The sequence below is a fragment of the Sulfurospirillum diekertiae genome (assembly GCF_002162315.1).
Taxonomy (GTDB): Bacteria; Campylobacterota; Campylobacteria; order Campylobacterales; family Sulfurospirillaceae; genus Sulfurospirillum.
The window spans coordinates 1,676,569-1,701,523 of sequence record NZ_CP021416.1 but is presented as its reverse complement, the minus strand read 5'-3'; the positions used below and the strand labels follow the sequence as shown (position 1 = coordinate 1,701,523).

Below are 24,955 nucleotides of genomic sequence, written 5' to 3'. Positions count from 1 at the left end.
ATATGAGTCAGATAAAAATTGGTATTCTTACGATCTCAGATCGTGCCAGCGCAGGTATTTATGAAGACCTTTCAGGCAAGGCGATTATTCAAGTATTGAGTGAATATCTAAGCTGTGAGTGGGAAAGGGTGTATAAAGTGATTCCTGATGAACAGCCACTGATTGAAGCAGCCCTTGAACATATGGCAGATCATGATGAATGCTGTTTAATTGTCACTACAGGAGGTACAGGACCTGCTATTCGTGATGTGACGCCTGAAGCTACGGAAGCCGTTTGCTCAAAGATGATGCCAGGCTTTGGAGAACTGATGCGTCAAGTCAGCCTTAAATATGTACCGACAGCAATTTTATCACGCCAAACGGCAGGTATTCGTGGACGTAGCCTCATCATCAATCTTCCCGGAAAACCTAAATCCATTCGTGAATGTTTAGATGCAGTCTTTCCAGCAGTTCCTTATTGTATTGACCTTTTAGAAGGACCTTTTCTTACATGTAACGAAGAAGTGATCAAACCTTTTCGTCCAAAGTCTTAAAAAGAGGCAAAACAGTTGGAGATTGAAAGCTCCAACTGTTTTACATGTAAAGATTAAATGCCGAGTGAAATGAGTTCTGCTTCAATTTTTGCCATTTTAGCGTTAGCATCATCCAACCCTTTTTGATTTTCTGCTATAACTTCTTTGGGAGCATTGGCAACAAAGCGCTCGTTGGAGAGCATACCTGTTAGTTTCATGATCTCTTTTTCAAGCTTGATTTTTTGATTATTGAGGCGCTCAACGATAGGGCTTAGATCAACACCATCAAGTGGAATAAACACTTCAACATTATCTCCAACATCGGTGGCTGAGTTAGCGATCTTAACCTCAGTAAAGTCGATATTTTCAACTTTTGCCAATAAGCTAATGTACTTCAACGCATCTTTAAGGTTTGCAGCATCAGAGACTTTGATAAAAGCGTGCTCTATTTTTTTGTTTCCAAGATCAATATTGGCCTTGGCACGTCGAATGCCTACAATCGCTTCGATAACAAGTTCAAAGGTCTTCTCAATTTTTTCGTCTTGTTTGAGTGCATGAGGATAGCGTTTGACCATAATGGATTCATTTTCTTCCAGTGTTTTATCTGAAAGTTCTTGGTAGAGGAATTCAGAGATAAATGGCATAAAGGGATGAATAAGCTTCATTGCCTCTTTAAAGATAGCTCCAAGCTCCAAAATAGCAGGTTTGTCTGCTTTGCTAAGCTCAATACCCCAATCACAAAATTCACCCCACAAGAAGCGGTACAGTGTGGTTGCTGCATCATTAAAGCGGTAATCGCTAAAGTGAGCACGTACCTCTTCCATGGCCACAGCCAAACGACTTTTCATGTATAAACCAAGTGCAGTTTTAATTTCGATTTTATCTAAATCTTCAAATGAGCTTGCATTCATCAATAAAAAGCGTGAAGCATTGTAAAGTTTGTTGGTAAAGTTACGAATTTGTTCTAATTTCTCACTACTTAGTTTAATGTCACGACCTTGAACAGCAAGAATGGCGAGGGTAAAACGTAAGGTATCAGCACTGTATTCGTTGATGGTGTCCAGTGGATCGATTACGTTTCCTTTACTTTTGCTCATTTTCTGACCATGTTCATCTTTGACAAGAGCGTGGAGATAAATGTCTTTAAAGGGAAGTTTTCCAAGGGTGTGTTCACCTGAAAACATCATACGTGCTACCCAGAAGAAAAGGATATCAAAGCCTGTAATGAGGAGGGTATTTGGATAAAAATCTTTTAAGTCACTTTCATTCCATTTTTCATCTTTGTAAGCATCACCATTTTCCCAGCCGAGTGTTGAGAAAGGCCATAGTCCCGAGCTAAACCATGTATCAAGGACATCAGGGTCTTGGTGAAGCTTGTTGCTATAGCATTTAGGGCATTCTGACTCGCTCTCCGCTTCACTCGCCCACTCATGTCCACATGCATCACAGTAAAAAACAGGAATTTGATGTCCCCACCAAAGTTGACGCGAGATACACCAATCACGAAGCTCTTTCATCCATGCATTGTAGGAATTGAGCCAGTGACTTGGGTAAAATTCGGCTAAGTGTTCATTGACCTTTGCAATAGCACCTTCCGCGATCTCTTTTTTAACAAACCATTGTTTGGAAATGTAAGGTTCCACCACATTTTTACAACGATAGCAGTGACCCACTTGGTTTTCATAATCTTCGACTTTATCAACAAAACCTTCACTTTGTAGTTTTGCCATAATAGGTGCACGTGCTTCTAAACGCTCTAAGCCTTGAAATTCACCACAGTAACTGTTCAAAATACCATTGCTATCAAAAATCGTGATAAACTCTAAATTGTGACGTTTACCGACTTCATAGTCATTAATATCATGTGCTGGGGTTACCTTTACACAGCCTGTTCCAAAGCTCATATCGACATGCTCATCGGCAATAATCTCAATCTCACGACCAATAAGTGGCAGAACTACTTTTTGACCCACGAGATGTTTGTAGCGCTCATCGTCTGGATGAACCATAACAGCCGTATCACCAAAGTACGTTTCAGGACGGGTGGTTGCTACGACTAAAAATTCTTTGGAATCTTTGAGAAAGTATTTTAAGTGATACAGTTTACCTTTGTTGGTCTCATACTCCACTTCAATGTCACTAAGAGCACCATCATGAGTACACCAGTTAACCATGTAATTCCCACGAACGATCAAACCTTCTTTGTAGTATTTTACAAACGCTTTTTTAACAGAGTTTTTAAGTCCATCATCCATCGTAAAGCGTTCTCTACTCCATGCAGGAGAGACTCCAAGTTTACGCATTTGGTGAACGATTTGCCCACCACTGTACGCTTTCCATTCCCAAACTTTTTCTAAAAACTTCTCACGTCCCAGCTCTTCTTTTTTAATACCTTGCGCAAGGAGTTGTTTCTCAACCACATTTTGTGTGGCAATACCCGCATGATCAGTTCCTGGTTGCCAAAGTGTTTTAAATCCGTCCATGCGTTTGAATCGGGTGATAATATCTTGAAGGGTAAAGGTAAGAGCATGTCCAATGTGGAGACTTCCCGTCACATTGGGAGGTGGCATCATAATACAGAAGTTTTTGCCTTGCTCTTGAATGGCTTTATTTCCGTCAATTTCAAAATAGCCTCTATCTTCCCAAATTTTGTAATAATTCTCTTCTATTTCTTTTGGGTTGTAAACGGTGCTTTTTTCACTCATAGTCATCTATACCTTATAAATTTTTTGTTAGATTATACAAAAATAGGGGTAAGACTTGGTTTAAGCTAGGAATGTGGCGGTGTTTTTGCCAGCTTCTTTAGAGATATAAAGTGCTTGATCTGCCCGTTGCAGCATTGTTTTAAAATCATCATCATTTCTATAGAGTGTGTAGCCAATACTGAGATTGATTTGAAGTTCTTGTTGATCGTGATTGCGAGAAACTGGAATTGTTTTGTTGTTAAATTCATTTAAAATACGATTGACAATCGTTGAAGCGGCATTTTTGTCTTGATCAACAATAGAGATAATGAATTCATCCCCGCCAAAACGTGCAATAGATTCAGAGGCACGAAGAAGTTGTTGTAATGTACTAGCCGTTATTTTAATTGCCTCATCTCCTATAAGATGCCCATAAGTGTCATTAATAGGCTTAAAATCATCTATATCCAAGATGACTAAAAAAAGATAGTCACGGTTACGTTTTACTTTTTGTATTTCTTTTTGAAAGACACTCATAAACATTAAACGATTATACAGTCCTGTTAGACCATCAAAATGCGATAAGTTTTCAACTTCAAGGTAAGATTTTTTTAAAAAAAAGGCTAGAAATGTGATGAGAATGGAAATAATAAACGCAAAAATAAAGGAATAGAACAGGGCACTGTAAACAATATCCTGCTCTTCGATAAGGAGTTGCGTATTGAAAGAAGGGATACTTTTGTAGTGTGCTACGTGTTTCCCATGAAGGTATAGAACAGGTGACATACTAATGACAAGATTCACAACAAATGTTATTGAACCAAGCAAAATAGGCTTTTTAAGAAGAATGCGTGGGATTCGTTTCATAACGTACCTATACCCCTTTTATGTTGTGAAAATAGTACCATAAAAATGAATAAAAGAGGAAGAAATAAAATAAAGAGTCGTTTTACGACTCTTTATACTCATACAATCCCGCACTTAGGTAACGCTCACCAGTATCACATAAAATGGTAACAATTGTTTTACCTTTATTTTCAGGTTTAAGTGCAATTTGAGATGAAACATAAACATTTGCTCCTGCTGAAATACCTACCAATAAACCTTCTTGTTTTGCAAGATTTCGAGAGGTTTCAATGGCGTTTTCATAACTGACTTTGACCACTTCATTGTACAATTTTGTGTCAAGGACTGAAGGAATAAATCCAGCGCCAATACCTTGGATTTTATGTGGTCCTGGGTTTCCACCTGAAAGAACAGGTGATGTTTCTGGCTCAACGGCAATAATTTGAATATTAGGGTTCAGCTCTTTTAGTCTTTTTCCTGTACCTGTGATGGTTCCACCAGTCCCAACAGCTGCTATAAAAATATCGACTTTACCATCGGTATCTTTCCAAATCTCTTCCGCTGTTGTAGCATAGTGAATTGCAGGGTTTGATTCATTGGAAAATTGTTGTGGCACAAAGGAGTTTGGTATCTCTTTTGAGAGTTCAGTCGCTTTATCGACAGCACCTTTCATTCCCAAGGCTGGTTCCGTTAATACAAGTTCTGCCCCCAAGGCTGCTAGAAGTTTACGTCTCTCTAAACTCATGGAACTAGGCATAGTAAGCATCAGTTTAAGTCCCATACTTGCACATACAGTTGCAAGTCCAATACCAGTGTTGCCACTTGTTGGTTCAATGATAATTGAATTGAGATCAATTAACCCTTTATCAAGTGCTGTTTTAATCATATTAAATCCGATACGATCTTTGACGGAATGTGATGGATTTAGAAATTCACATTTTCCTAGTACCAAAGCATTTGAAGCTTCTGAGGCACGGGTTAGTTTGACAAGAGGAGTATTTCCAATTAGTTCAGTTACATTGTGTGCATACATAATAATCTCCTTAGATATTGTAATTTAATTGATTGTTAAGACGTTGTGCATAAACGTCAAACTCAGAAAGTGGTAAATTGAAAATCTCTTGTATCTTTGCATTGCTTTCTTCATAGAAAATGCGAAGTACAGGGTCTTTTACTTCACCTTCTGTAACGACAAGGTTTCCTTCAAGGGCGATCAAAATATCTTTAATCAAAATATCTTGAGCATTCTTGGCAAGAAGATAGCCACCATAGGCACCTCTAACACTGTTGACTAAACCTGCTTGACGCAATAGAATTAAAAGTTGCTCCAAGTAGTTTTGTGGAATCTCAGCACGTGCTGAGATCTCTTTAATTTGTAAAGGCTTTGCACTCTTTGATAAAAAGAGTTGGTACATGGCACTTAAACCATACATCCCTTTGGTTGAGAGTAATGACATTTTGCGTCCTTAACCTAAAGCAATTTTAAGATCTTCGATAAGATCATCTGCATTTTCAAGTCCAATGCTGAGTCGAATAAGCCCAGCTTTAACACCCGTAAGCTCTAATTCTTCAACAGAAAGCTGTTGGTGGGTCGTACTGGCTGGATGGGTAATGATTGATTTTGAATCACCAATATTCACAACAACTGAGAAGATTTTTGTTGAATTAAGAATGTGTTTTGCAAATTCAAAATCATCAACTTCAAAACTTAACAGTCCAGATGTTTGACCGTCTTTAAAGTATTGTTTTGCTCTACCATGTAAAGGGTCACTCTCTAAAGCGGGGTATGAGACTTTTTTCACTTTAGGATGCGCTTCTAAGAAGCTTGCTACTTTATAAGCATTACGTGAATGCTCTTTCACACGAATGGATAATGTTTCAAGTCCTTGAATGAGCAACCAAGAGTTAAAGGGCGCAATGGTCGCTCCAATATCACGAATCAGTGAGAGGCGAATCCTGAGTGAAAAAATAGGGAATGGTAATGTTGCATAGACTAATCCATGGTAGCTCTCATCGGGTTCATTAAATTGTGGATAGCGTGGATTGCCAATCAGTTTCGCATTGAGCCCTTTAGCTTCCACAATCAATCCACCCATTGCGCTGCCTTGACCGCAGATGTATTTGCTAGCACTATGAACGCTGACATCAATGCCATGATTAAGTGGCTGGAAGAGAATTGGTGTTGCAACGGTGTTATCACATACAGAAATAATGTTGTATTTTTGAGCTACAGCAACGATTTTTTCGATGTTTGGGATTGCAATTTGTGGGTTTGAAAGTGATTCAAAAAAGATTGCTTTAGTTTTGTCATCAATAAGGGCTTCCAAATCATCGGCATCATCACTTTCAAAGACTCTGCCTTGAATGCCAAAACGTTTTAATGTATGCGTTAAAAGTGTTGTAGATCCTCCATATACTTTCTTCGCAACAATAATATTATCTCCAGCCTCTGCTAAGTTAGCAATGGCGAAAAAGATAGCCGCTTGACCTGTTGCTGTTGCAATGGCTGCTTCGCCATTTTCAACAGCAGCAATTCTATTTTCAAGGACGTCTGTTGTTGGATTGTTCAGACGTGTGTAAATAGGTCCAAGTTCACGAAGGGCAAAACGATTGGCGGCAGTCTCTGCACTTCCAAAATCATAGGCAGTGGTTTGATAGATAGGTACTGACATTGTTCCAAAGTGTTGTTTATCATATCCGTAATGTAAGGCGAGGGTTTCCTGATTCATCTTTCATCCTTTTGATGTATTGTTGCTGAAAGTATAGACTAAATATTTTTAAATGTCAAGTAACTCTATCAAGCAACTAATGATTAAAAAAGTAGAGATTGATATTTTTAGAAGAGGGTGGGGTAGATGTCGATAAAGAGTGTTTACATGTAAAGATGTATATGTAAGAAATAATACGTAAATTTCTATTTATATCGTATAAACTAACAGTGTAAATTTAACAGATTATTTTACATATAATTATATGTAAATATCTATTTTATGGTATGTTTTATGAGAATATTTAATAGACTAAATACGATATCAACTAACGCTTTGTTAGTCGCTACTATATTTAAAACGCTCAAAATAAAGTAGCTTTTTTAGATGAGCCAAGTTTTAGTGTGCTATAATCTTATCTTTTTAAAAGCACAGGAGAATTTGATGTTATACGAAGATGAAGATGACTTTTTTATGGGAAGTCCCAAAAGTAAATTTTTTGATATTCTCTTTCATGCTAACCAAGATCTTGTCAAAATGAAGCTTTTACAAATCGTAGATCGTTACAGTGCCATGGAAATTTTACTTGAAAAACAGTTTGGAGTCGATGCTCTTGAAGGATTGATTTCTACGGTGTTAATGGATGAGACAGATTCTGTTGTTGAACACAATAATGATCTTTTTATTAGCACAATGGGAGAAATATTAACTCAAAATGAGTAAAATAGGGCTAGGATTTGTCTGTTGGATATTAGCGTGCACATGTGCTCTCTCAGCAGGGATTAATTATGAATACACCCATCAATTCATTCTCAAAAAGGATGAAATAGGGTTGGTTTTAATTAACCATAAAGAGGTTACGAAAAAACCTACAGCCGATAATCCCAATAATGAGTACATTTTACGCTTACGTTGGACACTGTATACAAATAATATGTTGACGGTATTGGTCAACTACAGAGGATATCCAATGCAATATATAATGCAGAAGAAACATCCTTTAGAAACAGTGGTTATTCCATTGTTGCCTGACGGTGACAATAAAATGCTTGCTCAAACGTATTTGAAGATTGTTTTTAATGACTTCGATCAAAGAAATAAAGAGGCAATTTTAGATATATTTATAGAAGACAATTTACAACGTATAGAAGTTGAATTTAAACCAAAAAAGAAACCGTAGGATCGCACAGGTGTTAGGAAAAGTTGAAAATTTGATGGTAGAAATGGTCGCTTCTTTAGGCGACGCACGTAGTGTTGAACTCTTTCATAGAGTTCCGAAAGGTAAACGTTTACGAGCAAAACTTATTTTAAAAATTGCAGGTGCTAGCGATGTTTCGCTTAAATTAGCGGCAATCGTTGAACTCATTCACGCAGCAAGCTTATTACATGATGATGTGATTGATGATGCTTTCACAAGACGAGGTGAAGACTCCATTAATGCGCTTTTTGGCAATAAAACAGCCATTATGCTAGGCGATATACTCTACTCTAAAGGCTTTAGTGAATTGACATTTATGCCAAATGAGGTGGCATATAGTGTTTCTCACGCTGTTGCACTTCTTTCTGTAGGCGAGCTCTTGGATGTTGAACTCTCCCATGCATTCAATGATAGTGAAGAGCGTTATTTCGATATGATTTATAAAAAAACAGCTTCCTTAATCGAAGCTTCCGCTAAAGCTGCGGCATTGCTTGCTGGTAAAAATGCTACTATTTATGCGCTGTATGGCAAAAATTTAGGACTTGCTTTTCAGATAATCGATGATATTTTAGACATTACTCAAAGCAGTGAAACACTTGGAAAACCTTCTTTAAATGATTTTAAAGAGGGAAAAACAACTTTACCTTATCTTTACATGTACCGTAAACTCTCTTCCTCGGATCAAGTAAAACTGCTCTCTTTGTTCCAACAAGAACTCGATGAAACGCAAAAAATATGGATCAAGACAAAAATGAATGAGACAAACGCCTTAGAAGACTCCATTTCGTATGCAAGAAAATTAGGGTTGGAAGCGTTAGAGGTCATTGCTAAAGAAGAAGATGTGGGTTTGAGCACTATTATTAAAGAGATGATTGAGAGGAATTTTTAATGCATTACCTCACTATGAGTTTTACACATAAGAACACAGATATTAGTATTCGTGAAAAATTAGCTTTTAATTCGGAAGAAAAATGCCGTACGTTTATGGGCACACTGACAAGTTGCGCAGCTGTTAATGAAGTAATATTACTCTCTACCTGTAATCGCGTAGAGGTGATTGCCAGTGTGTCAGAGTGTGAATCAGCGCTGAATGATATGTTCGATCTTGTCAGTCGTGTTTCGAGTATTTCGCGTGAAGAATTAGAAGAGAGGGCAGACGTCTATGAAGATAATGGTGCGATCCATCATCTCTTTACTGTTTGTTCTTCTCTTGATAGTTTGGTTATTGGTGAGACACAAATTGCGGGTCAACTTAAAGAAGCATTTAAATTTGCTTTTGAGAATAACTACTGTGCACAAAAATTGGGACGTGCAATGCACCATGCCTTTCGCTGTGCTGCTGAAGTACGCAGTCGAACCGATATCTCAAAAAGTCCTGTTTCCGTTTCAAGTGTTGCGGTAAGCAAAGCGAAAGATTTATTAGGCAATATTGGAGGCTTAACCGCTTTGGTTGTCGGTGCTGGTGAGATGAGTCAATTAGCAGCAAAACATTTAATTTCCAGTGGTGTTAACATTATTATTATCAACCGTAATTTAGAACATGCCCAAGCGTTAGCCACTGAATTAGGCGAATTGGCAACAATTGCACCATACTCAAAATTGACAGAATTTATCAATCGTTACCGCCTTGTTTTTACCGCTACGGGGGCACCTCATAGTGTTATTACCGATGATATGGTTGAAGAGCGAGAGTTCTCACGGTATTGGTTCGATATAGCGGTTCCTCGTGATATTGACGTGAATGAGCATAAAGATTTACATATTTTTGCGGTTGATGATTTGGAAGAGATTGTGAATCAAAATATGTCTCTTCGTGAAGAGCAAGCAAAGATTGCTTATTCTATTGTGGGGCGAGCTACGATGGACTTTTTTAAATGGTTGCAAAGTATGTGTGTTGACCCTATCATCAAAGAGATTCGTGATCATGCCAAAGAGTGCTCTTTACAAGAGTTAGAAAAAGCGGTTAAAAAAGGCTATATTCCTGAAGAGTTGCAAGATCAAGTGGAAAAACTCTTGCATCATGCGTTTAATTCTTTCTTACACTCACCCACTAAAAACCTCAAAGAAGTAGCTGAAAAACCAGAAGCCGATACGATTGTCCAAGCGGTTCAATATATTTTTAATATCAATGAAGATCAAACGAAGCGAATGAATATGTATAAATGTGAATACCAAATGGGAGTTAAGTAATGAAGTTTTCAAAATTATATGCACCAACAACCAAAGATGCGCCTAAAGATGCAACCCTTCCGAGCCATCAATTTTTGGTGCGTGGCGGTTTTATCTCTCAAGTAGGTAGTGGACTGTATAACTTTTTACCGATGGGAAAAATCGTTTTTGATAAGATTAAAAATGTCGTTAAAGAAGAGATGGATGAAACGGGTGCCCAAGAGATCCAAATGGATGTGGTCACACCTGCGGAACTTTGGAAACAAAGTGGACGTTACGACTTTTTTGGAAAAGAGTTGTGCCGCTTTAAAGATCGAAAAGAGAATGAATTTGTTTTAGGACCAACGCATGAAGAGGTGGTCGTAGACATTGTGCGCAATCGTATCAACAGTTACAAACAATTACCACTGCATTTGTACCAAATTACCACAAAATTTAGAGATGAAGCACGTCCTCGTTTTGGACTGCTTCGTGGGCGTGAATTTACCATGAAAGATGGATACAGCTTTCATGAAGACGAAGCATGTATGAAAAAAGAGTTTGATGTGATGGAAAAAACCTACACCAAAATCTTTACGCGATTAGGACTTGATTTTAGAGCGGTCGATGCTGATAGTGGTGCTATTGGTGGTAGTGGCAGTAAAGAGTTTATGGTGTTGGCACAAAATGGCGAAGATGACATTGTTGTATGTGAGAAATGCTCGTATGCGGCAAACATAGAAGCCGCAAAGCGTGCCCCTAAAATAACTGAAGCAGAAGCGCCAGAAGCTAATATGTCTAAATTTAAAACGCCTGATATGAAAACGATTGATGATGTCTGCAATTTCTTTAAAGTTGATCCGTTTTACAGCATTAAAGCGGTGGTTAAAAAAGCCGTTTATGTCGATAAAGAAGAGGTGGTTGTTTTCTTTGTTAGAGGAAATGATGAACTTCAAGAGACTAAAGCCCAAAATGCATGCGGTGCGCTTGATCTTTTAGATGCTTCATTGGAAGAAGTTGAACGTGCAGGGCTCAAAGCGGGCTTTATTGGACCTGTTGGATTAGAATGTGTAAAATTTTACATAGATTTAGAGCTTAAAGAAGCCAAAAATCTTATCTGTGGCGCTAATGAGACAGACTTTCACATGGTGGGTGTCTCCATGTTTAACTTCAACGAAGATCGTTATAAAGATCTCGTGAGTGTTAAAGAGGGCGATAAATGCGCTTGTTGCGGTGGCGAACTGGGTGTGACCAAAGGTATTGAAGTCGGGCATATTTTCCAACTCGGACAAAAATATGCTAAAGCCATGGGCGCAACATTCCTTGATAAAAATGGCAAAGCTCAACCGTTTTATATGGGATGCTATGGTATTGGCGTAAGTCGTTTGGTCGCGGTGATGATTGAAGCAAGCCATGACGAAAAAGGGTGTATTTGGAATAAACAAACAGCTCCTTATCTTCTCGATATTATTGTCTCCAACGTTAAAGATGAAGCGCAAAACAGTTATGCCGAAGAGCTTTACATGGCGTTAAAAGCAGAGCATTTCAGTGTTCTTTTAGATGATCGCAATGAGCGTTTTGGATTTAAAATGAAAGATTATGAACTTATCGGTCTTCCATATGCACTGATTGTTGGCAAAGAGTTGGAAGAGGGATTTGTGGAGATTGTAGAGCGTAAGACATTGGAAAAAACTGTTGTCAAAAAAGAGGAAGCTCTTTTGAAACTCAAGGAACTTTTAGCGTGAAATATTTTTTAATCTATCTCTTTTTAGAGGTCATGGTAAGTGTCAATATTGCTTCTGCTATAGGTGCATTTGCAACGTTTATTGAGCTTGTCGTATCTGCAGTGCTCGGGTTTATTTTACTTGCAAATATGCGTATTACGCTGATGCAAAACCTCAATGCATTGATGCAAGGAGAGATTAGTATTGAATCTTTTCAACGACTGAATCTTTGGACAATCGTCGGTGCAATTTTACTGATTTTGCCAGGCTTTCTAGGCGATATTGTAGGATTATTGTTGCAATTTAGCTCTATTGTGACACTGATTGCTTCAAAATTTTTACATGTAAAAGATGAAAACAGTTCTACTGAATATTTTACGGAAGGAAAAAAAAGATGAGATCATTGATGTTGAAGTTATTGACGACACTAATCACCTTAAGTAGTCTTTCACTTTTTGCTGCAGATGCAAATGCTGATCTTGACACAAAAGTCACGACATTTTTACAAAAAGCCATTATTCCGAATGAAAATTATACGTTTGATAAAGTTGTTATTCTCAAAAAAGAAGCGATGAAAGAGATGCCTGACTGGATGGTCTATTTTGTCCGTATTGATCTTAATTTAGTCAAGCAAGAGGGTAAAAAACTCTCCGTCAATGATATGGTTTTTACGAATGGTACAATTTTGAGTAAGGATTTTTCAAATCTGAACAACGGTCGAAGCGTCAAAGGAAGTTATTCGCTTGATATGGATGCTTCTGCCTACAACAAAGAGCATCTTTTAGCAGGCAACCTTAATGCACCTCATAAAATCGTTGTATTTAGTGATCCATCATGTCCTTTTTGTATGGATTTTGTCCCAGAAGTTCTTGCCGATGTCCAGAATCATCCTGAAACATTCGCGCTTTTTTATTACCATTTTCCACTTAACATCCATCCTGCCTCTCCAACGCTTGTCAAAGCAATGATCTTTGCAGAAGAGAAGGGTGATCATGAGATTGTCAAGAAAGTTTATAAAGAATTTTTTGATATTAAAGAGACGGATGAAAAAGCAATTTTAGATATTTTCAACAAAGCTTTAAATAAAAAATTTCACACTTGAGCAGATCAATCAAGCACAAATTCTCCAAAAACTTAGTAATGATGAAGCGCTAGCAAATGCTTTAATGGTCAATGGCACTCCTACGATTTATCTTGATGGTAAAAAAGACGATACAAAACGAAGTTATAGAAAATTTATAAAAGAGTCTAAATGAAAAAACTAATTATTGCAACCCGTGGAAGTAAACTTGCCCTTTGGCAGTCCGAACATGTTAAAGCGGAACTTGAAAAAGCACACCCAGGACTTGAGGTGGAGCTTTCTATCATGATGACCAAAGGTGATAAAATTTTAGACGTTGCTTTGGCAAAAATTGGCGGCAAAGGGCTTTTCACGAAAGAGCTTGAAGAGGCGATGCTTCGTGGTGAAGCGCACATTGCGGTACACAGTCTTAAAGATGTTCCGATGGAATTTCCCAAAGGGCTTAAACTAGGGGTTATTACCAAACGCGAAGATGTCCGTGATGCCATGCTTTCAGAAAAATACGCTTCGTTAGACGAACTGCCTCATGGTGCAGTCGTTGGAACAACGAGTTTGAGACGTCGCATGCAACTTTTGAAACTTCGTCCTGATTTTGTGATTAAAAACCTAAGAGGCAATGTCAATACACGGATTCGCAAGCTCAAAGAGGGCGAATTTGATGCGATTATTTTAGCGAGTGCGGGCATTAACCGTTTGGGACTTGCTAGTGAAGTGACACATTTTACGCCGATTTCAAAAGAGGTTATGATCCCCGCTTCTGGGCAAGCAGCACTTGGTATTGAAATTGTCTGTGATGCCGAAGTGGAACGTTTGGTTTCGGTACTCAACGATGAAGATGCCATTATCGAAACACGTGTTGAGCGCGACTTTGTCACCATCTTAGAAGGTGGTTGCCAAGTGCCTATTGGTGTGAATGCGGAACTTCGTGGCGATGCTTTACATGTAAAAGCGATTATTGGACTTCCTGATGGTTCTGAAATGCTCAAAGAAGAGATAAGCACAACACGCGCAGAGTATGCCAATGTGGGTAAAGCTCTAGCACAAAAAGTCCTTGATCGAGGGGCAAAAGCGCTTTTAGAACGTGCGGAACATATTGCGTTAAACGAAATTTTTTAAAGGATCATGGGGATGCAAAGAATCATTGAGCTTTTACGCCAAAACGATCTTTTACGTGTGATTGATGATGAGCTTGATATTGACTTGGAAATCCCGCATTTGGCTTATATTGAGGTCAAAAAAGAGGATTCAAAAGCACTTCTCTTTACAAAACCTGTGAGCAAAAGACTGGGGAAAAGCTTTGATATTCCCGTTTTGATGAATGTTTTTGGTTCAACCAAAGCAACAGAGCTTATTTTTGGTAAAAATCCCAATGCTGTCTCAAAGCAGATCGAAGCACTGATGCACATGAAACCACCCACATCGTTTATGGATAAAATGGGCATGTTAGGTACACTGTTTAACCTTAAAAATGCGCTTCCCAAACGACTCAAAGGCAAAGGTGTCTGCCAAAGCAAAGTGTATGATGAACCAAACCTTTATGATTTTCCGATTCTAACCACATGGTCAGAAGATGGCGGTCCATTCATTACGATGGGGCAGGTGTATACGCAAAGCTTGGATGGCACAAAGCAAAACTTAGGTATGTACCGTTTGCAAGTGTACGATAAAAATCGTTTGGGCATGCACTGGCAGATTCACAAAGACAGCGCACATTTTTTCCATGAGTACCAAAAAGCGGGCAAAAAAATGCCTGTCAGTGTTGGCATTGGTGGTGATCCTCTCTACATTTGGTGTGGACAAGCGCCGATGCCGATTGGTATGTTTGAACTTTTACTGTACGGTTTTATCAAAGATAAAAACGCTCGCTTGGTTAAATCACTGACCAATCCTATTTATGTACCCGAAGATGTGGACATTGTCATCGAAGGTTGGGTTGATCCAAGCCTTATGGAGATTGAAGGGCCTTTTGGCGATCATACTGGTTACTATACGCTTAAAGAATCGTACCCTGTGATGGATGTGACCTGCATTACATGTAAAGAAAAACCTGTTTACCAAGCCACTGTTGTCGGTAAACCTCCTTTAGAAGATAAATACATGGGTTGGGCGACAGAACGCATCTTTTTACCACTTCTCAAAACGACAGCGCCAGATTTGATTGATTATAACATGCCTGAAAATGGCGTTTTCCATAACCTCATTTTGGCAAAAATGAATGTACTTTACCCAGGACACGCTAAACAGTTTATGCACGCGTTTTGGGGTGTAGGGCAGATGAGTTTTGTCAAACATGCTATTTTTGTGGACGAAAATGCCCCTGAACTGGAAGATTATGAGCCTTTGAGTGATTATATCCTCAATCGTATCAGTGCCAAACGATTGCTCATCAGTGAAGGCGTGTGTGATGCCCTTGATCACGCTTCGCCCAATGCACTCTTTGGTGGTAAGCTTGGGGTGGATTGTACCGGAGGTGTCATTGATGCTCCTTCAAAAACCATTTTGAGTGATCGTGACCTTCTGTTTAAAGTCACGACGTTGGTTCCTGAAGTCAGTGCGCTTAAGCAGTATAAAACGCAGACAAAAACACCGATTACCGTCATGACCATCGACAAGAAGAGGGCAGGTAAAGAGGTGTATGAAGCACTCAAACCTTTAATCGAGCATATGAAACTTTTGATCGTGGTGGATCATGAAGGTAATAGCGTGGACAATGCGTATATGCTCATTTGGCGCGTGGTCAATAACATTGATGCACTTCGTGACATTTTTGTGGAAGAAGAGTTCATCGGCATTGATGCAACGACTAAAAATGATCTGGATGGCTACACAAGAGAGTGGCCAAAAGACACCGACTGCGATCAAACTACGATCAAGCGCCTGATTGAGCTTGGTTTGGTTGAGAATAACCCAGCGTTTCTAAAACACTTTCATATCTAATCTCTTTTTGATGTATACCATCTGTTTTTAACGTGAACAAATGGTATACATTTCTCCTTTTAATCTTCTTTAAACCCTTATATATTGAAATATTTCAAAAAAATGTAATAGAATAGTCTATTCTGACTTGGGAGTAAGCTATGCAGACGTCTTACAAGCCTTTAGTTGAGCGTTACGATATTCCTAGACCTACATTGATTGAGTGGCAGAAGAGGGCTGAGCAAAAAGATAACTGGCGTGTGAAGCACCTAGCGTATCTAAGAATGCAGTTAAGCGTTGAAAAAGAGACATATGGTGAGATTAAAAGCTATGCGCCATGTATTGAGGATCTTTTTCTTTTTAGTATCTATCTTTTCTTTCACAATACCACAGATTTTTTACCCAAAGAGACATTTTTAAAAGGACTTAGAGAGTTTTCTCTCGAAATTCGTAGTGGTGTTGAGTACCAACATGATTTTGCAGGACGAATTTGGTCGCTTCGCATGAGTGAAGAGTCAAGTAAAAAGATGGTAAATTACTACCGATTGTTTGATCTTCTCAAAAAATTTACAGCTGCACAGTACGCTCTTTTGTTTAGTGCTGTTTTGGAGTTTGTAACAGTAATGAAGCAAAAATATCAGATTGAGACAAAGAGCTTTTTAGAAGGAAAAACATGGCAAGAGCTTTATATGTACGATAAAGCGTTTGCACCTAAAGTCATCGAAGATTTTTTTATCAAAAAAGGGATTTTATAGATAATAAAAATTATTAATTACAATTAATTACAATTTAAGTAAGGGTGTATTAGAATTTCAGCACAAATTTAAAGGAGTATGAATGAAACAGTATGAGACATATAAATGTAGTAAATGTGGTAACGAAGTTGAAGTTCAAAATGTAGGTGGCGGAAAACTTACCTGTTGTGGTCAAGAGATGGAGTGCATCACCAAAGACCTCACAGCGGTAAATCTGATGAAAGCATTTGCAGGCGAATCACAAGCTCGTAACAAATATGACTTATTTGCTGACATTGCATTAGAAGAGGGTTGGCATGCAGTTTCACGTCACTTTAGAGAAGCGGCTGAGAATGAAAAATGGCATGCACGTGCAGAGTTTAAAGCTTATCATAAGCTTGTAGATGGTGCTGAGACTGAAATTACACTCAAAAATCTTGATGTAGCGATGGCGGGTGAAAATTATGAGCATACAACAATGTACCCAGGTTTTGCAAAAATTGCAGAAGAAGAGGGTCATAAAGAGCTTGCACGTCTTTTTAATGCCATTGGTAAAGTAGAAGTTGAACATGAACGTGAATACAAAGCTCTTCAAGATGCAATGAAAGAAGATGGTTTCTTTGCAGATGCAGAAGAAGAAATTTGGGTCTGTGAAGTATGTGGACATATTCATAGAGGCAAAAAGGCACCCAATGCATGTCCATTATGTAAAGCGGGTAAAGAGTACTTTAAAAGACAATCTTTAGGCATCTAAGTTAAAAAAACAATGGCAGAAATATTGCTTACTTTTGTTATGCGAGAATATTTCTGCTGTTGTGCATAATAGTATATTTATTGTTTCAAAATCTCTCAATATTGCCTTATCTTCATTTATCAGTAAAAGCTCAAAACCTCTTATATAAGGGGAGTTTTTATTTTTTAACTCCATAGAAGCTATTTTCATGCTACGAACTTAATGTAATATTTGTTATATTAGAATTTGATAATTAACTATGAAAATTTAAGTTTTCAATAATTAATAAATAAAAGAAGTTACCATATTTTCGGCTCCCATACAAGGAGGCTTCATTCAAAGGCTTTTTAAGTACACCTTTATTTTTTGTGCGTTAGCATGAACAAAGATGCAGAAATTGGTTTTTTGTCAAGTGTTTTTTTGGCTTTACTGGTATAGCACTTTGATGAATGAATGATGCCAATTAAGCAAGTATTTAATTCATAATTAGAAATAACAAAAAATTTATTTTAAGGAAAGTATCTCATGTTAAGTTTCTTTCGCTCATCAACCGAATCATCGCATCAATCTAGCAGTTCATCATCAAGTGGACTACCCAATCAAGCTATTTTAACTTTAACGCTTCAAGAAAAAACGATGACAACCGCTCTTGAAAAGCTTCCTTTTAATCCAAAAATTGTTTTAGGGTTTGTTTCCCCTGCTCTTGATTTTAGTGCTATCTCTTCAAAAATTAAACAGCTGCTTCCTAACGATACAACATTAATTCTTTCAACGACTGCAGGTGAATTATGCAGTTTGGATCGCTCTAATCCCCTTCCTTCCCTTTATTCTTCTGCCAATGCTGGCGAAGGCGATAATATTGTTTTGATGCTCTTTTCTCCTGATATGGTGAGCGATATTTATGTGGCTTCAATTCCGCTCAAAAGCGAAGATATGGCAACCAGTAAAAAAACAGCGGCTGAACGTTCCGCTTTGATTGCTGAAGAGGTTAAAAAAGTGCGTGTTCCTTTTAAAATGCGCTCAGATGATACCCTTGGATATACACTTATTGACGGATTGAGCGCGAGTGAGAGCTTTTTTATGGAAGCGGTCTATCATATAGGGAAATTCCCCTGTTTGCTGATAGGAGGTAGTGCTGGTGGTAAATTAGATTTTCAAAACACTTATATTTATGATGGAACTCGTACACTTCGCCATCATGCGGTTATTACGTTTATAAAGCTTGCTCCAAAATACCGTTTTGGTGTCTTTAAAAGTCAAAATTTTAGACCAACGGCCACGGTATTTACTGTTTTGGCGGCAAATCCAATTACCCGTACGGTTACAGCATTTTTGGATCGTAAAACCAATGTAAATGTCAGTGTTATAGAAGCGTTAACCAGCCATTTCCATTGCTCTGCAAATGAACTCAACTTTAAACTTGCAAATTATACATTTGGTATTGCCATTGATGGAGAGATTTATATTCGCTCCATTGCTTCTATTGATATCGCAAACGATACGATTCATTTTTATTGTGATATTGAAGCGGGTGAAGAGCTTGTTTTACTAGAAAAAACTGACTTTGTGCAGACAACAAGCCATGATTTTGCTGATTTTAGCCGCAATAAACCCAAAGCCATTGGTGCGATCTTTAATGATTGTATTCTAAGACGTCTCTGTAATGCCGAGGTACTCAATCGATTGGACACATTTAAAGAGATTCCTGTCGTAGGTTTTTCAACCTTTGGTGAGCTCCTTGGTGTCAATATCAACCAAACATTAACCGCAATCTTTTTCTATCAGGTTGATGGAGGTAATTTTGAAGATGACTACATTGATAATTTTGTTCAAAAATACGCAGGATTTAAAAGTTATTTTTTACTACGAAAAATCAATCGCCAAACGATCATCAATAACCTTAACAAAGCAATGCTTGAGCAGATGAAACAAAGTATGCCGTTACTTCGAACGATTGGTAGTACATTGCAAGATGCTGTAACGGCCATTGATGCGATAGAATCACAACTGGGGCAGGTCAAAGGTGAATTTAACCTCTTCTCCTCCAGTATGGAGCAAGGAAGCTCGGACAATGCAAGTCTTTCTATTGAGGTTGATAATCTTACGAATAATGTCCGCGATATTCGCGTTGTCTTAAGCGTTATTGCAGACATTGCAGACCAAACCAATCTTTTAGCCCTTAATGCAGCCATAGAAGCGGCACGGGCAGGAGAACATGGACGCGGTTTTGCTGTTGTCGCAGATGAAGTGCGCAAATTGGCAGAACGTACCCAAAAAAGCCTCTCAGAGACCAATGTATCGGTAAGTACGATCATTCAGGCGGTAGAGAGTATTAGCAAAACAATGGGTAATGTGAGCAGTGGGCTTTTAGCCGTTTCTTCCAAAAGCAATGCTCTCTCTTCAGATATGGAAAATTTGGCCGAGAAGAGTCAGCTCATCTCTGGTGAATTAAAGTCTCAATCCAAATTGACTGAAGAGCTCAATAATGAGCTTAGCAAACTGGGTGTTTATGAAAAAACACTCGATATTTTAAATCACTAAACGACTCCATTCTAAGGGCATTGTAAAATGCCCTCTTTCTTTACATGTAAAGCTTTTAACTTAACTGACGTATGGCATTTGCACTTAAAAGATCTAGGGGTGTGCCACGCTCTTCCAAGTGTTTTAACAAAAGTTTCTTTCGCTCAGGAGGAAGGTTTTGTCCCATTTTTAATTTACATGAAATACTCTTTGGTATAAGTTTTAAGATCATGATCTCTTCAATGCGCTTTTTGTACATAGGATTTTCAGCAGTAATGGTTTCATACCTTTTTTCAGGTTGGAGCTTTTCCATTAAAGCGTTTAGTGCACTGGCTTTGTGTTCATTACTTTCAATGATCGTGATGACTCCTTGCATGATGATGCTCGCATAAAGCTGCGATGCTGGACATGCCGAAGTTGTTTCACTAAAGTATGATGGAAGTAACGAATAGGGTTTCACAATACTCAATGAAGCATTGGGATTTTGCGCAATCAGTTCTATCTTTTTACCCTCTTTTGCTCCATGAAATGCTATACCCTCTTCCCACCAAACAAAATTAAGCGGTATTCCGTATGGAACATTATTGTCAATCAGTGAGAGGGTTCCGTATTCACATTCACTCAGTAAAGTATGAATTATCTCTTTATCGGTGATTTCAAATTCATTTCGTCGCATGGCTTTTTTCCTCAATCAGTCGGGTGTATTTTTCTTGTAGTTCGATGTATTTGCTCAAAAGTTTATGAAATTCGACCTCATAGTCTATTGTTTCATTTTTGTCTGGCTTAGTTGTTGCCTCATTTTGAATGGTAGTGTTACTTGGGAGTGTTTCATCGATGATAAACTCTATCTCTTCGTTATGAACACTTTTTTTGATCGTTTTGAGTGTTTTGGCATTGATGAGTTTGAGAACAGCAAAGGTACTCATTTTATGCTTGATAGCGTATTGTTGGGCGGTTATGAGGTTTTGCTCTACCATATTTTTCCTTTTACATGTAAAAACATTACGCGCTATTTTAATCAATTAGTCTGAAAGAAAAGCAAATTATCTTTACATGTAAAGATTTTTACATGGGTTGAAGCAAGGATAAAGTATAATAACTCTACATATCGTTACAAAACTCTCAACGATTTTTCTCCAATGACATTTAATATCGCAAGAAGGACATAACATGGGCGGATTACTTAACAATAGCGTTAAAATGGAAAAAGGTTATAAACTAGCAGCACTTTCAACACAGCAAAAACATACGGTTCCCTATATTGGAAAACAAACAAATGTGGGTGAGGTGAACTCTGATAAAGCAAAAATGAGTGATGCTCGTAAAGCGCAAGCCAAAGCTAAAGCCAAACAAGCTAAAAAAGATCGAAAAAGAAATAAGTAACAATGTGCAGGGATTGTTTCCCTGCAAAGTATTTTAGAACGCGTATTTGAGATTAAGCCCTAATGTTTTGTAGTCATAATCAGGAATATTGCTTGCATTCATGTTATAGCTTTTATACTCCACTGCCGCAGAAATAGCCCTTGTAATAGGATAATCAACCCCTAACCCGTAACCTAAACCATAGCCAGCGTTACCATCAACAGACTGAAGTTTTGCACCAACGATACCATAAGCGTTCAGTTTTTCCCAGACATTGTAACCGAGTTTAAAATCTGTACCAGCGCCATACATTGAGCCATCACTTAGATTGGCATATTCGCCATTAAAAGCAACACCAAAAAGCACTTTATTGTCTAATGTTTTTGTAATGCCATAACCGATATCGTAAGCAGCCTTGTGCTCTCCATCGATACTTGCATGGGAGATGCCACCATGAACATCTTCAACATAATCTCTTGCGTAAGCATTCATTCCAAGCACTGCTGCTACTGAAATGAGACATACCATTTTTTTCATCACACGTGTCCTTAAAGCATTTACCTATCCGAAAAACGGACTTTAACGTGAAAGCATCAAGCGTCATCACGTTTTGAAGAGCGTTGCTCTTATATCAGCTCCATAGAGGAGAACCTTAATCCAAGTTACTAAAAAGCAAATAGTGTGCCGATTTTGAGAAATGTGTGGAGCGTTGAGGAAAATTAAGAGGCTGTATGGGTATTACAGCCTCTTTACATGTAAAGATTAAATCGTACCTTTTTCATACCATTTACGTAACCATCGATCCATTGGGTACATAAATTTATAGATGGCAGGAACAACCAATAAGGTTAAAACAGTCGAGCTTAAAAGTCCGCCAATGATCGCAAGTGCCATTGGAGCATTCGCTTCGTGCCCTGCTCCACTACCAAAGGCAAGAGGCATCATTGCACCTATCATCGCAAAGGTGGTCATTAAGATAGGTCTTAAACGCTTCTCACCCGCTTCAAGCAGTGCATCATCGATCTCTTTGCCCTCTTTGACTGCACGGTTGGCAAAATCAACGACCAAAATGGCATTCTTTCCAACCATTCCTAAGAGTAAGATAATACCGATCATAACAAACAGACTGAACGTATACCCGCTTAAATAAAGCGCCACCATGATACCCGTTAGCGAAAGCGGCATCGAAATCATGATGATAAAAGGCTGAATCAGTGACTCATAAAGCGCGGCCAAAATCAAGTAGATCAAAATAACCGCCAAAAGAACCGCTGCACCAAAGGCTTTGGCGGTGTCGTTCATATTTTCAACGTCACCTGTAAAACGGTAATGATACCCTTCTGGTAAAATTTCTTTCATTTTGTCATTGACTTGGACGACCACTTTATCAAGGGATGTGCCAACGATGTTAGCCGTCACTAGGATTTTTCGCTCACGATCAAAACGGTTGATGGACGCTGTTCCTAAATTGTTTTCAAAGGCAATTAAACCTTCCAGTGCGACAAAATCGCCATTGGCATTTCGGACTTGCAGTTTTTTCATATCTTCCAAAGAGGCTCTAAAATCATCTCTATAACGGATCGTAATGTCAAATTGCTTACCATTGTCTTCGTAGTAGGAGATAGCACTATCACTAGAGTACGCTGAACCTAAAACGGCGGCGATCTCTTTAACACTCACCCCTACTCTTTGCGCATTTTCACGAAGAATGGTGATTTTCATCTCAGGTTTACCACTCTCATAGTCTCTATCCACATCCACAAGACCAGGCGTTGCTTTTAAGAACTCCATGAGTTTCATAGACGTTTGATCTAAAGTATCAAATTGATCCCCCGTGATAACCACTTGCAAAGGTGCTGTTGTATCACCCGTGTCAAAATCATCCACTTTTTCAACAGAAACAGTCAATCCTTCCATCCCTTTCATCTTTTCACGGTATTGTTGAATTAAGGTAAGTTGGGAAACCGTTCGCTCTTTGACGGGTTTTAACTTAACGTAAATACGTGCTTTATGAAGGCTTTTTGCGGAATCATAGCCGATTGAAATGATGGAATAAGCAATCGATGGATCACCTTTTAGCATCTCATCAACGGGAATGACCTTTTGTTTCATGGTTTCAAGATTGATGCCCACAGGTCCTTTGATGGTAACTTGAAATTCACTGTTGTCTTGCATTGGTAGGAAATCCATACCAACTTTAAGGGTCAACGAGGCAAACAAAAGGGCAAAAGTCACCAAGACCGTGATGGTTTTAAAGCGAATCAGCGGCTTTAAAATGCTCACATACGCTCTATCAACCGCTTTTAAAATGGGCTCGGTTGCGTAGTAGAACTTGCTCTCTTTGGCACTGAGAAGACGCGCTCCAATGGATGGAACAAACATAACCGCCACAAGATACGAAATGACAATACCTGAAGCTACTGTCATCGCAAAGGAGTTAAAGAACATACCTACGATACCGTCCATGAAGGCAACGGGAACAAAGACGGCTAAGAGAACCGAAGAGATCGCCAAAATGGAGAATGCCACTTCTTTAATTCCTTCAAACGAGGCTTTAAAGGGTCTCATGCCCTCTTCCATCTTTTTCATAATATTTTCGATAACCACAATCGCGTCATCGATGAAAATACCAATGGCAAGGGTCAGACCAATGAGTGTGAGGCGGTTAAGGTCGTACCCAAGCGCATTCATTATCGCAAACGTACCAATAACCGACGTTGGAATAGCAAGGGCTGAAACAATCGTTGCCGTTACATTACGCAAAAAGGCAAAAACGATAACAATTGATAAAAAAGCACCAAAAATAAGGTCAAAGCGAACATTGTCAATGTTAATCATAATCTTTTCAGACTGGTCTTGCAAGATTTTAATTTCGTTGTTTTTACCTGCAAGCAGTTGCATATCGGGCAAGATTTTTTTAACACCTTTGATGATGTTCAGAACATTTTCACCGGCAATCTTTTTCACTTCGAGCGTAACACCTCTTTGACCGTTATACGATGAAAAACTCTTAGGGTCACTGAGCCCATCCACGACGGTTGCAACGTCTTTAAGGCGCACACCTGGTTTGACGAGGAGGTCTTTGATTTCATCAATATTGGCTGCATCGCCTTCGGCTTTGATGACGATCTCTTGCTTTTGATCGATCATCTTCCCCGCACCCTGTTTGATGTTTTGTTTAGAGATGATGCCACTAAGATCAGAGGCGCTGAGGTTGTATTTGTTCAGTAAAAATGGGTCGATAAAAATGCGAATTTCACGCTCTTGAAAACCAATAATATTGACTTCACCCACCCCTTTGACGCGTTGCAATTTAGGTTTGAGTTTTTCATCGGCAAGGCGCATCAAAGCGATGTCATTTTTGCCATCACTGGCGACGAAAAGCTTAATCACACCTCCTGATGCGCCGAGTTTTTTCACCACAGGTTTATCCACTTCAACAGGAAGGTTCAGTGCGCCTATTTTATCGCGGACATCATTGGTTGCAACATCAATATTTTTATTGAGTTTAAATTGAATGACCACCGAACTAAATCCTTCATAGCTGGTTGACATCAGTTTATCAATGCCGTCCACGCCAGAAACCGCTTCTTCGATCTTATCGGTCACTTTGGACTCTACGGTGGAGGGATCAGCACCATTGTAGTTTGTTTGAACCGTAACGACAGGAAAGTCAACATTGGGGTAGAGATTGATTGGCATGGTGTTATAAGACATCAAACCAAAAACAATAAATACTAAAACGCCCATTAGGGTCGTAATGGGACGATTGATGGCTATTTGATACAT

23 protein-coding genes and 1 pseudogene are annotated in these 24,955 nt (G+C 38.7%); 15 read left to right on the top strand and 9 right to left on the bottom strand.

The annotated features are described in order from the left end of the window. Positions 1–2: 2 nt before the first annotated feature. Positions 3–533, top strand: coding sequence for a molybdopterin adenylyltransferase (gene mog / locus Sdiek1_RS08725; RefSeq protein ID WP_087438767.1), 531 nt, complete (start codon positions 3–5; stop codon positions 531–533). A 53-nt stretch (positions 534–586) separates the two neighbouring features. On the opposite strand, the gene Sdiek1_RS08720 is transcribed toward mog, so the two are convergent. The 5 genes from Sdiek1_RS08720 to Sdiek1_RS08700 all read right to left on the bottom strand — a co-directional run bounded on the left by Sdiek1_RS08720 (position 587) and on the right by Sdiek1_RS08700 (position 6,771). After that, a complete protein-coding gene (locus Sdiek1_RS08720; protein WP_087438766.1) occupies positions 587–3,217 on the bottom strand; it encodes a valine--tRNA ligase in 2,631 nt (876 codons plus the stop codon). Between the two features lie 60 nt (positions 3,218–3,277). After that, the gene (locus Sdiek1_RS08715) at positions 3,278–4,063 is read right to left on the bottom strand and encodes a GGDEF domain-containing protein (RefSeq protein ID WP_087438765.1); all 786 of its coding nucleotides are present in this window, start codon (positions 4,061–4,063) and stop codon (positions 3,278–3,280) included. An 82-nt stretch (positions 4,064–4,145) separates the two neighbouring features. Further along, positions 4,146–5,075, bottom strand: coding sequence for a cysteine synthase A (gene cysK, locus Sdiek1_RS08710; protein WP_087438764.1), 930 nt, complete (start codon positions 5,073–5,075; stop codon positions 4,146–4,148). Positions 5,076–5,085: 10 nt separating this feature from the next. After that, the gene (locus Sdiek1_RS08705; protein WP_087438763.1) at positions 5,086–5,499 is read right to left on the bottom strand and encodes an RrF2 family transcriptional regulator; all 414 of its coding nucleotides are present in this window, start codon (positions 5,497–5,499) and stop codon (positions 5,086–5,088) included. A gap of 9 nt (positions 5,500–5,508) precedes the next feature. After that, a complete protein-coding gene (locus tag Sdiek1_RS08700) occupies positions 5,509–6,771 on the bottom strand; it encodes an O-acetylhomoserine aminocarboxypropyltransferase/cysteine synthase family protein (protein WP_087438762.1) in 1,263 nt (420 codons plus the stop codon). Positions 6,772–7,194: 423 nt separating this feature from the next. Here Sdiek1_RS08700 and Sdiek1_RS08695 point away from each other — a divergent pair, with 423 nt between their 5' ends. The 13 genes and pseudogenes from Sdiek1_RS08695 to Sdiek1_RS15690 all read left to right on the top strand — a co-directional run bounded on the left by Sdiek1_RS08695 (position 7,195) and on the right by Sdiek1_RS15690 (position 19,825). Beyond that, positions 7,195–7,473: a DUF2018 family protein gene (locus Sdiek1_RS08695; RefSeq protein WP_087438761.1), complete on the top strand. Its 279-nt coding sequence runs from the start codon at positions 7,195–7,197 to the stop codon at positions 7,471–7,473. Next, positions 7,466–7,930, top strand: coding sequence for a hypothetical protein (locus Sdiek1_RS08690; protein ID WP_087438760.1), 465 nt, complete (start codon positions 7,466–7,468; stop codon positions 7,928–7,930). The genes Sdiek1_RS08695 and Sdiek1_RS08690 overlap by 8 nt, the downstream gene beginning before the upstream one ends. Positions 7,931–7,940: 10 nt before the next feature. Next, on the top strand, positions 7,941–8,837 hold the full coding sequence (locus Sdiek1_RS08685; protein ID WP_087438759.1) for a polyprenyl synthetase family protein: 897 nt from the start codon (positions 7,941–7,943) through the stop codon (positions 8,835–8,837). Next, entirely contained in the window at positions 8,837–10,138 is a 1,302-nt protein-coding gene (gene hemA, locus Sdiek1_RS08680; RefSeq protein WP_087438758.1) for a glutamyl-tRNA reductase, read from the top strand. Before Sdiek1_RS08685 ends, hemA begins: the two co-directional genes overlap by 1 nt. After that, positions 10,138–11,841 carry a proline--tRNA ligase gene (locus Sdiek1_RS08675; protein WP_087438757.1) on the top strand — a complete coding sequence of 568 codons (1,704 nt, stop codon included), beginning with the start codon at positions 10,138–10,140 and terminating at the stop codon, positions 11,839–11,841. Before hemA ends, Sdiek1_RS08675 begins: the two co-directional genes overlap by 1 nt. Further along, positions 11,838–12,218 (top strand): FxsA family protein, encoded by a 381-nt coding sequence (locus tag Sdiek1_RS08670; RefSeq protein ID WP_238098897.1) that lies wholly within the window; start codon positions 11,838–11,840, stop codon positions 12,216–12,218. The genes Sdiek1_RS08675 and Sdiek1_RS08670 overlap by 4 nt, the downstream gene beginning before the upstream one ends. Continuing rightward, positions 12,215–12,922: a DsbA family protein gene (locus Sdiek1_RS08665; RefSeq protein ID WP_151897985.1), complete on the top strand. Its 708-nt coding sequence runs from the start codon at positions 12,215–12,217 to the stop codon at positions 12,920–12,922. The genes Sdiek1_RS08670 and Sdiek1_RS08665 overlap by 4 nt, the downstream gene beginning before the upstream one ends. Before the next feature lie 150 nt (positions 12,923–13,072). Continuing rightward, entirely contained in the window at positions 13,073–14,017 is a 945-nt protein-coding gene (hemC, locus tag Sdiek1_RS08660; protein ID WP_087438755.1) for a hydroxymethylbilane synthase, read from the top strand. Between the two features lie 12 nt (positions 14,018–14,029). Beyond that, positions 14,030–15,838: a menaquinone biosynthesis decarboxylase gene (locus Sdiek1_RS08655; protein WP_087438754.1), complete on the top strand. Its 1,809-nt coding sequence runs from the start codon at positions 14,030–14,032 to the stop codon at positions 15,836–15,838. Positions 15,839–15,978: 140 nt separating this feature from the next. Beyond that, on the top strand, positions 15,979–16,572 hold the full coding sequence (locus Sdiek1_RS08650) for a hypothetical protein (RefSeq protein ID WP_087438753.1): 594 nt from the start codon (positions 15,979–15,981) through the stop codon (positions 16,570–16,572). Positions 16,573–16,654: 82 nt separating this feature from the next. Next, on the top strand, positions 16,655–17,305 hold the full coding sequence (locus tag Sdiek1_RS08645; protein WP_087438752.1) for a ferritin family protein: 651 nt from the start codon (positions 16,655–16,657) through the stop codon (positions 17,303–17,305). Between the two features lie 504 nt (positions 17,306–17,809). Beyond that, a pseudogene (locus Sdiek1_RS15695) lies at positions 17,810–18,961 on the top strand (FIST signal transduction protein); the annotation flags it as partial. A 234-nt stretch (positions 18,962–19,195) separates the two neighbouring features. Further along, the gene (locus tag Sdiek1_RS15690) at positions 19,196–19,825 is read left to right on the top strand and encodes a methyl-accepting chemotaxis protein (protein WP_369805714.1); all 630 of its coding nucleotides are present in this window, start codon (positions 19,196–19,198) and stop codon (positions 19,823–19,825) included. Between the two features lie 55 nt (positions 19,826–19,880). Here the strand turns inward: Sdiek1_RS15690 and Sdiek1_RS08635 are convergent, their stop codons facing one another. Both Sdiek1_RS08635 and Sdiek1_RS08630 read right to left on the bottom strand, forming a co-directional pair. Further along, complete coding sequence (locus Sdiek1_RS08635) at positions 19,881–20,480, bottom strand: pyridoxamine 5'-phosphate oxidase family protein (RefSeq protein WP_087438750.1); 600 nt, start codon at positions 20,478–20,480, stop codon at positions 19,881–19,883. After that, positions 20,467–20,781 carry a hypothetical protein gene (locus tag Sdiek1_RS08630; RefSeq protein WP_087438749.1) on the bottom strand — a complete coding sequence of 105 codons (315 nt, stop codon included), beginning with the start codon at positions 20,779–20,781 and terminating at the stop codon, positions 20,467–20,469. The genes Sdiek1_RS08635 and Sdiek1_RS08630 overlap by 14 nt, the downstream gene beginning before the upstream one ends. A 193-nt stretch (positions 20,782–20,974) precedes the next feature. On the opposite strand from Sdiek1_RS08630, the gene Sdiek1_RS08625 reads away from it, so the two are divergent. Further along, complete coding sequence (locus Sdiek1_RS08625) at positions 20,975–21,187, top strand: hypothetical protein (protein ID WP_087438748.1); 213 nt, start codon at positions 20,975–20,977, stop codon at positions 21,185–21,187. A 33-nt stretch (positions 21,188–21,220) separates the two neighbouring features. Here Sdiek1_RS08625 and Sdiek1_RS08620 read toward each other — a convergent pair whose 3' ends face one another. Then, positions 21,221–21,703, bottom strand: coding sequence for an outer membrane beta-barrel protein (locus Sdiek1_RS08620; RefSeq protein ID WP_087438747.1), 483 nt, complete (start codon positions 21,701–21,703; stop codon positions 21,221–21,223). A gap of 225 nt (positions 21,704–21,928) precedes the next feature. Continuing rightward, positions 21,929–24,955 (bottom strand): efflux RND transporter permease subunit, encoded by a 3,027-nt coding sequence (locus Sdiek1_RS08615; RefSeq protein ID WP_087438746.1) that lies wholly within the window; start codon positions 24,953–24,955, stop codon positions 21,929–21,931.

Coding starts and splice junctions, on each gene's coding strand:
- mog (WP_087438767.1), top strand. CDS start 3: ATGAGTCAGATAAAAATTGGTATTCTTACGATCTCAGATCGTGCCAGC.
- Sdiek1_RS08720 (WP_087438766.1), bottom strand. CDS start 3,217: ATGAGTGAAAAAAGCACCGTTTACAACCCAAAAGAAATAGAAGAGAAT.
- Sdiek1_RS08715 (WP_087438765.1), bottom strand. CDS start 4,063: ATGAAACGAATCCCACGCATTCTTCTTAAAAAGCCTATTTTGCTTGGT.
- cysK (WP_087438764.1), bottom strand. CDS start 5,075: ATGTATGCACACAATGTAACTGAACTAATTGGAAATACTCCTCTTGTC.
- Sdiek1_RS08705 (WP_087438763.1), bottom strand. CDS start 5,499: ATGTCATTACTCTCAACCAAAGGGATGTATGGTTTAAGTGCCATGTAC.
- Sdiek1_RS08700 (WP_087438762.1), bottom strand. CDS start 6,771: ATGAATCAGGAAACCCTCGCCTTACATTACGGATATGATAAACAACAC.
- Sdiek1_RS08695 (WP_087438761.1), top strand. CDS start 7,195: ATGTTATACGAAGATGAAGATGACTTTTTTATGGGAAGTCCCAAAAGT.
- Sdiek1_RS08690 (WP_087438760.1), top strand. CDS start 7,466: ATGAGTAAAATAGGGCTAGGATTTGTCTGTTGGATATTAGCGTGCACA.
- hemA (WP_087438758.1), top strand. CDS start 8,837: ATGCATTACCTCACTATGAGTTTTACACATAAGAACACAGATATTAGT.
- Sdiek1_RS08675 (WP_087438757.1), top strand. CDS start 10,138: ATGAAGTTTTCAAAATTATATGCACCAACAACCAAAGATGCGCCTAAA.
- Sdiek1_RS08665 (WP_151897985.1), top strand. CDS start 12,215: ATGAGATCATTGATGTTGAAGTTATTGACGACACTAATCACCTTAAGT.
- hemC (WP_087438755.1), top strand. CDS start 13,073: ATGAAAAAACTAATTATTGCAACCCGTGGAAGTAAACTTGCCCTTTGG.
- Sdiek1_RS08655 (WP_087438754.1), top strand. CDS start 14,030: ATGCAAAGAATCATTGAGCTTTTACGCCAAAACGATCTTTTACGTGTG.
- Sdiek1_RS08650 (WP_087438753.1), top strand. CDS start 15,979: ATGCAGACGTCTTACAAGCCTTTAGTTGAGCGTTACGATATTCCTAGA.
- Sdiek1_RS08645 (WP_087438752.1), top strand. CDS start 16,655: ATGAAACAGTATGAGACATATAAATGTAGTAAATGTGGTAACGAAGTT.
- Sdiek1_RS15690 (WP_369805714.1), top strand. CDS start 19,196: ATGCTTGAGCAGATGAAACAAAGTATGCCGTTACTTCGAACGATTGGT.
- Sdiek1_RS08635 (WP_087438750.1), bottom strand. CDS start 20,480: ATGCGACGAAATGAATTTGAAATCACCGATAAAGAGATAATTCATACT.
- Sdiek1_RS08630 (WP_087438749.1), bottom strand. CDS start 20,781: ATGGTAGAGCAAAACCTCATAACCGCCCAACAATACGCTATCAAGCAT.
- Sdiek1_RS08625 (WP_087438748.1), top strand. CDS start 20,975: ATGGGCGGATTACTTAACAATAGCGTTAAAATGGAAAAAGGTTATAAA.
- Sdiek1_RS08620 (WP_087438747.1), bottom strand. CDS start 21,703: ATGAAAAAAATGGTATGTCTCATTTCAGTAGCAGCAGTGCTTGGAATG.
- Sdiek1_RS08615 (WP_087438746.1), bottom strand. CDS start 24,955: ATGTATCAAATAGCCATCAATCGTCCCATTACGACCCTAATGGGCGTT.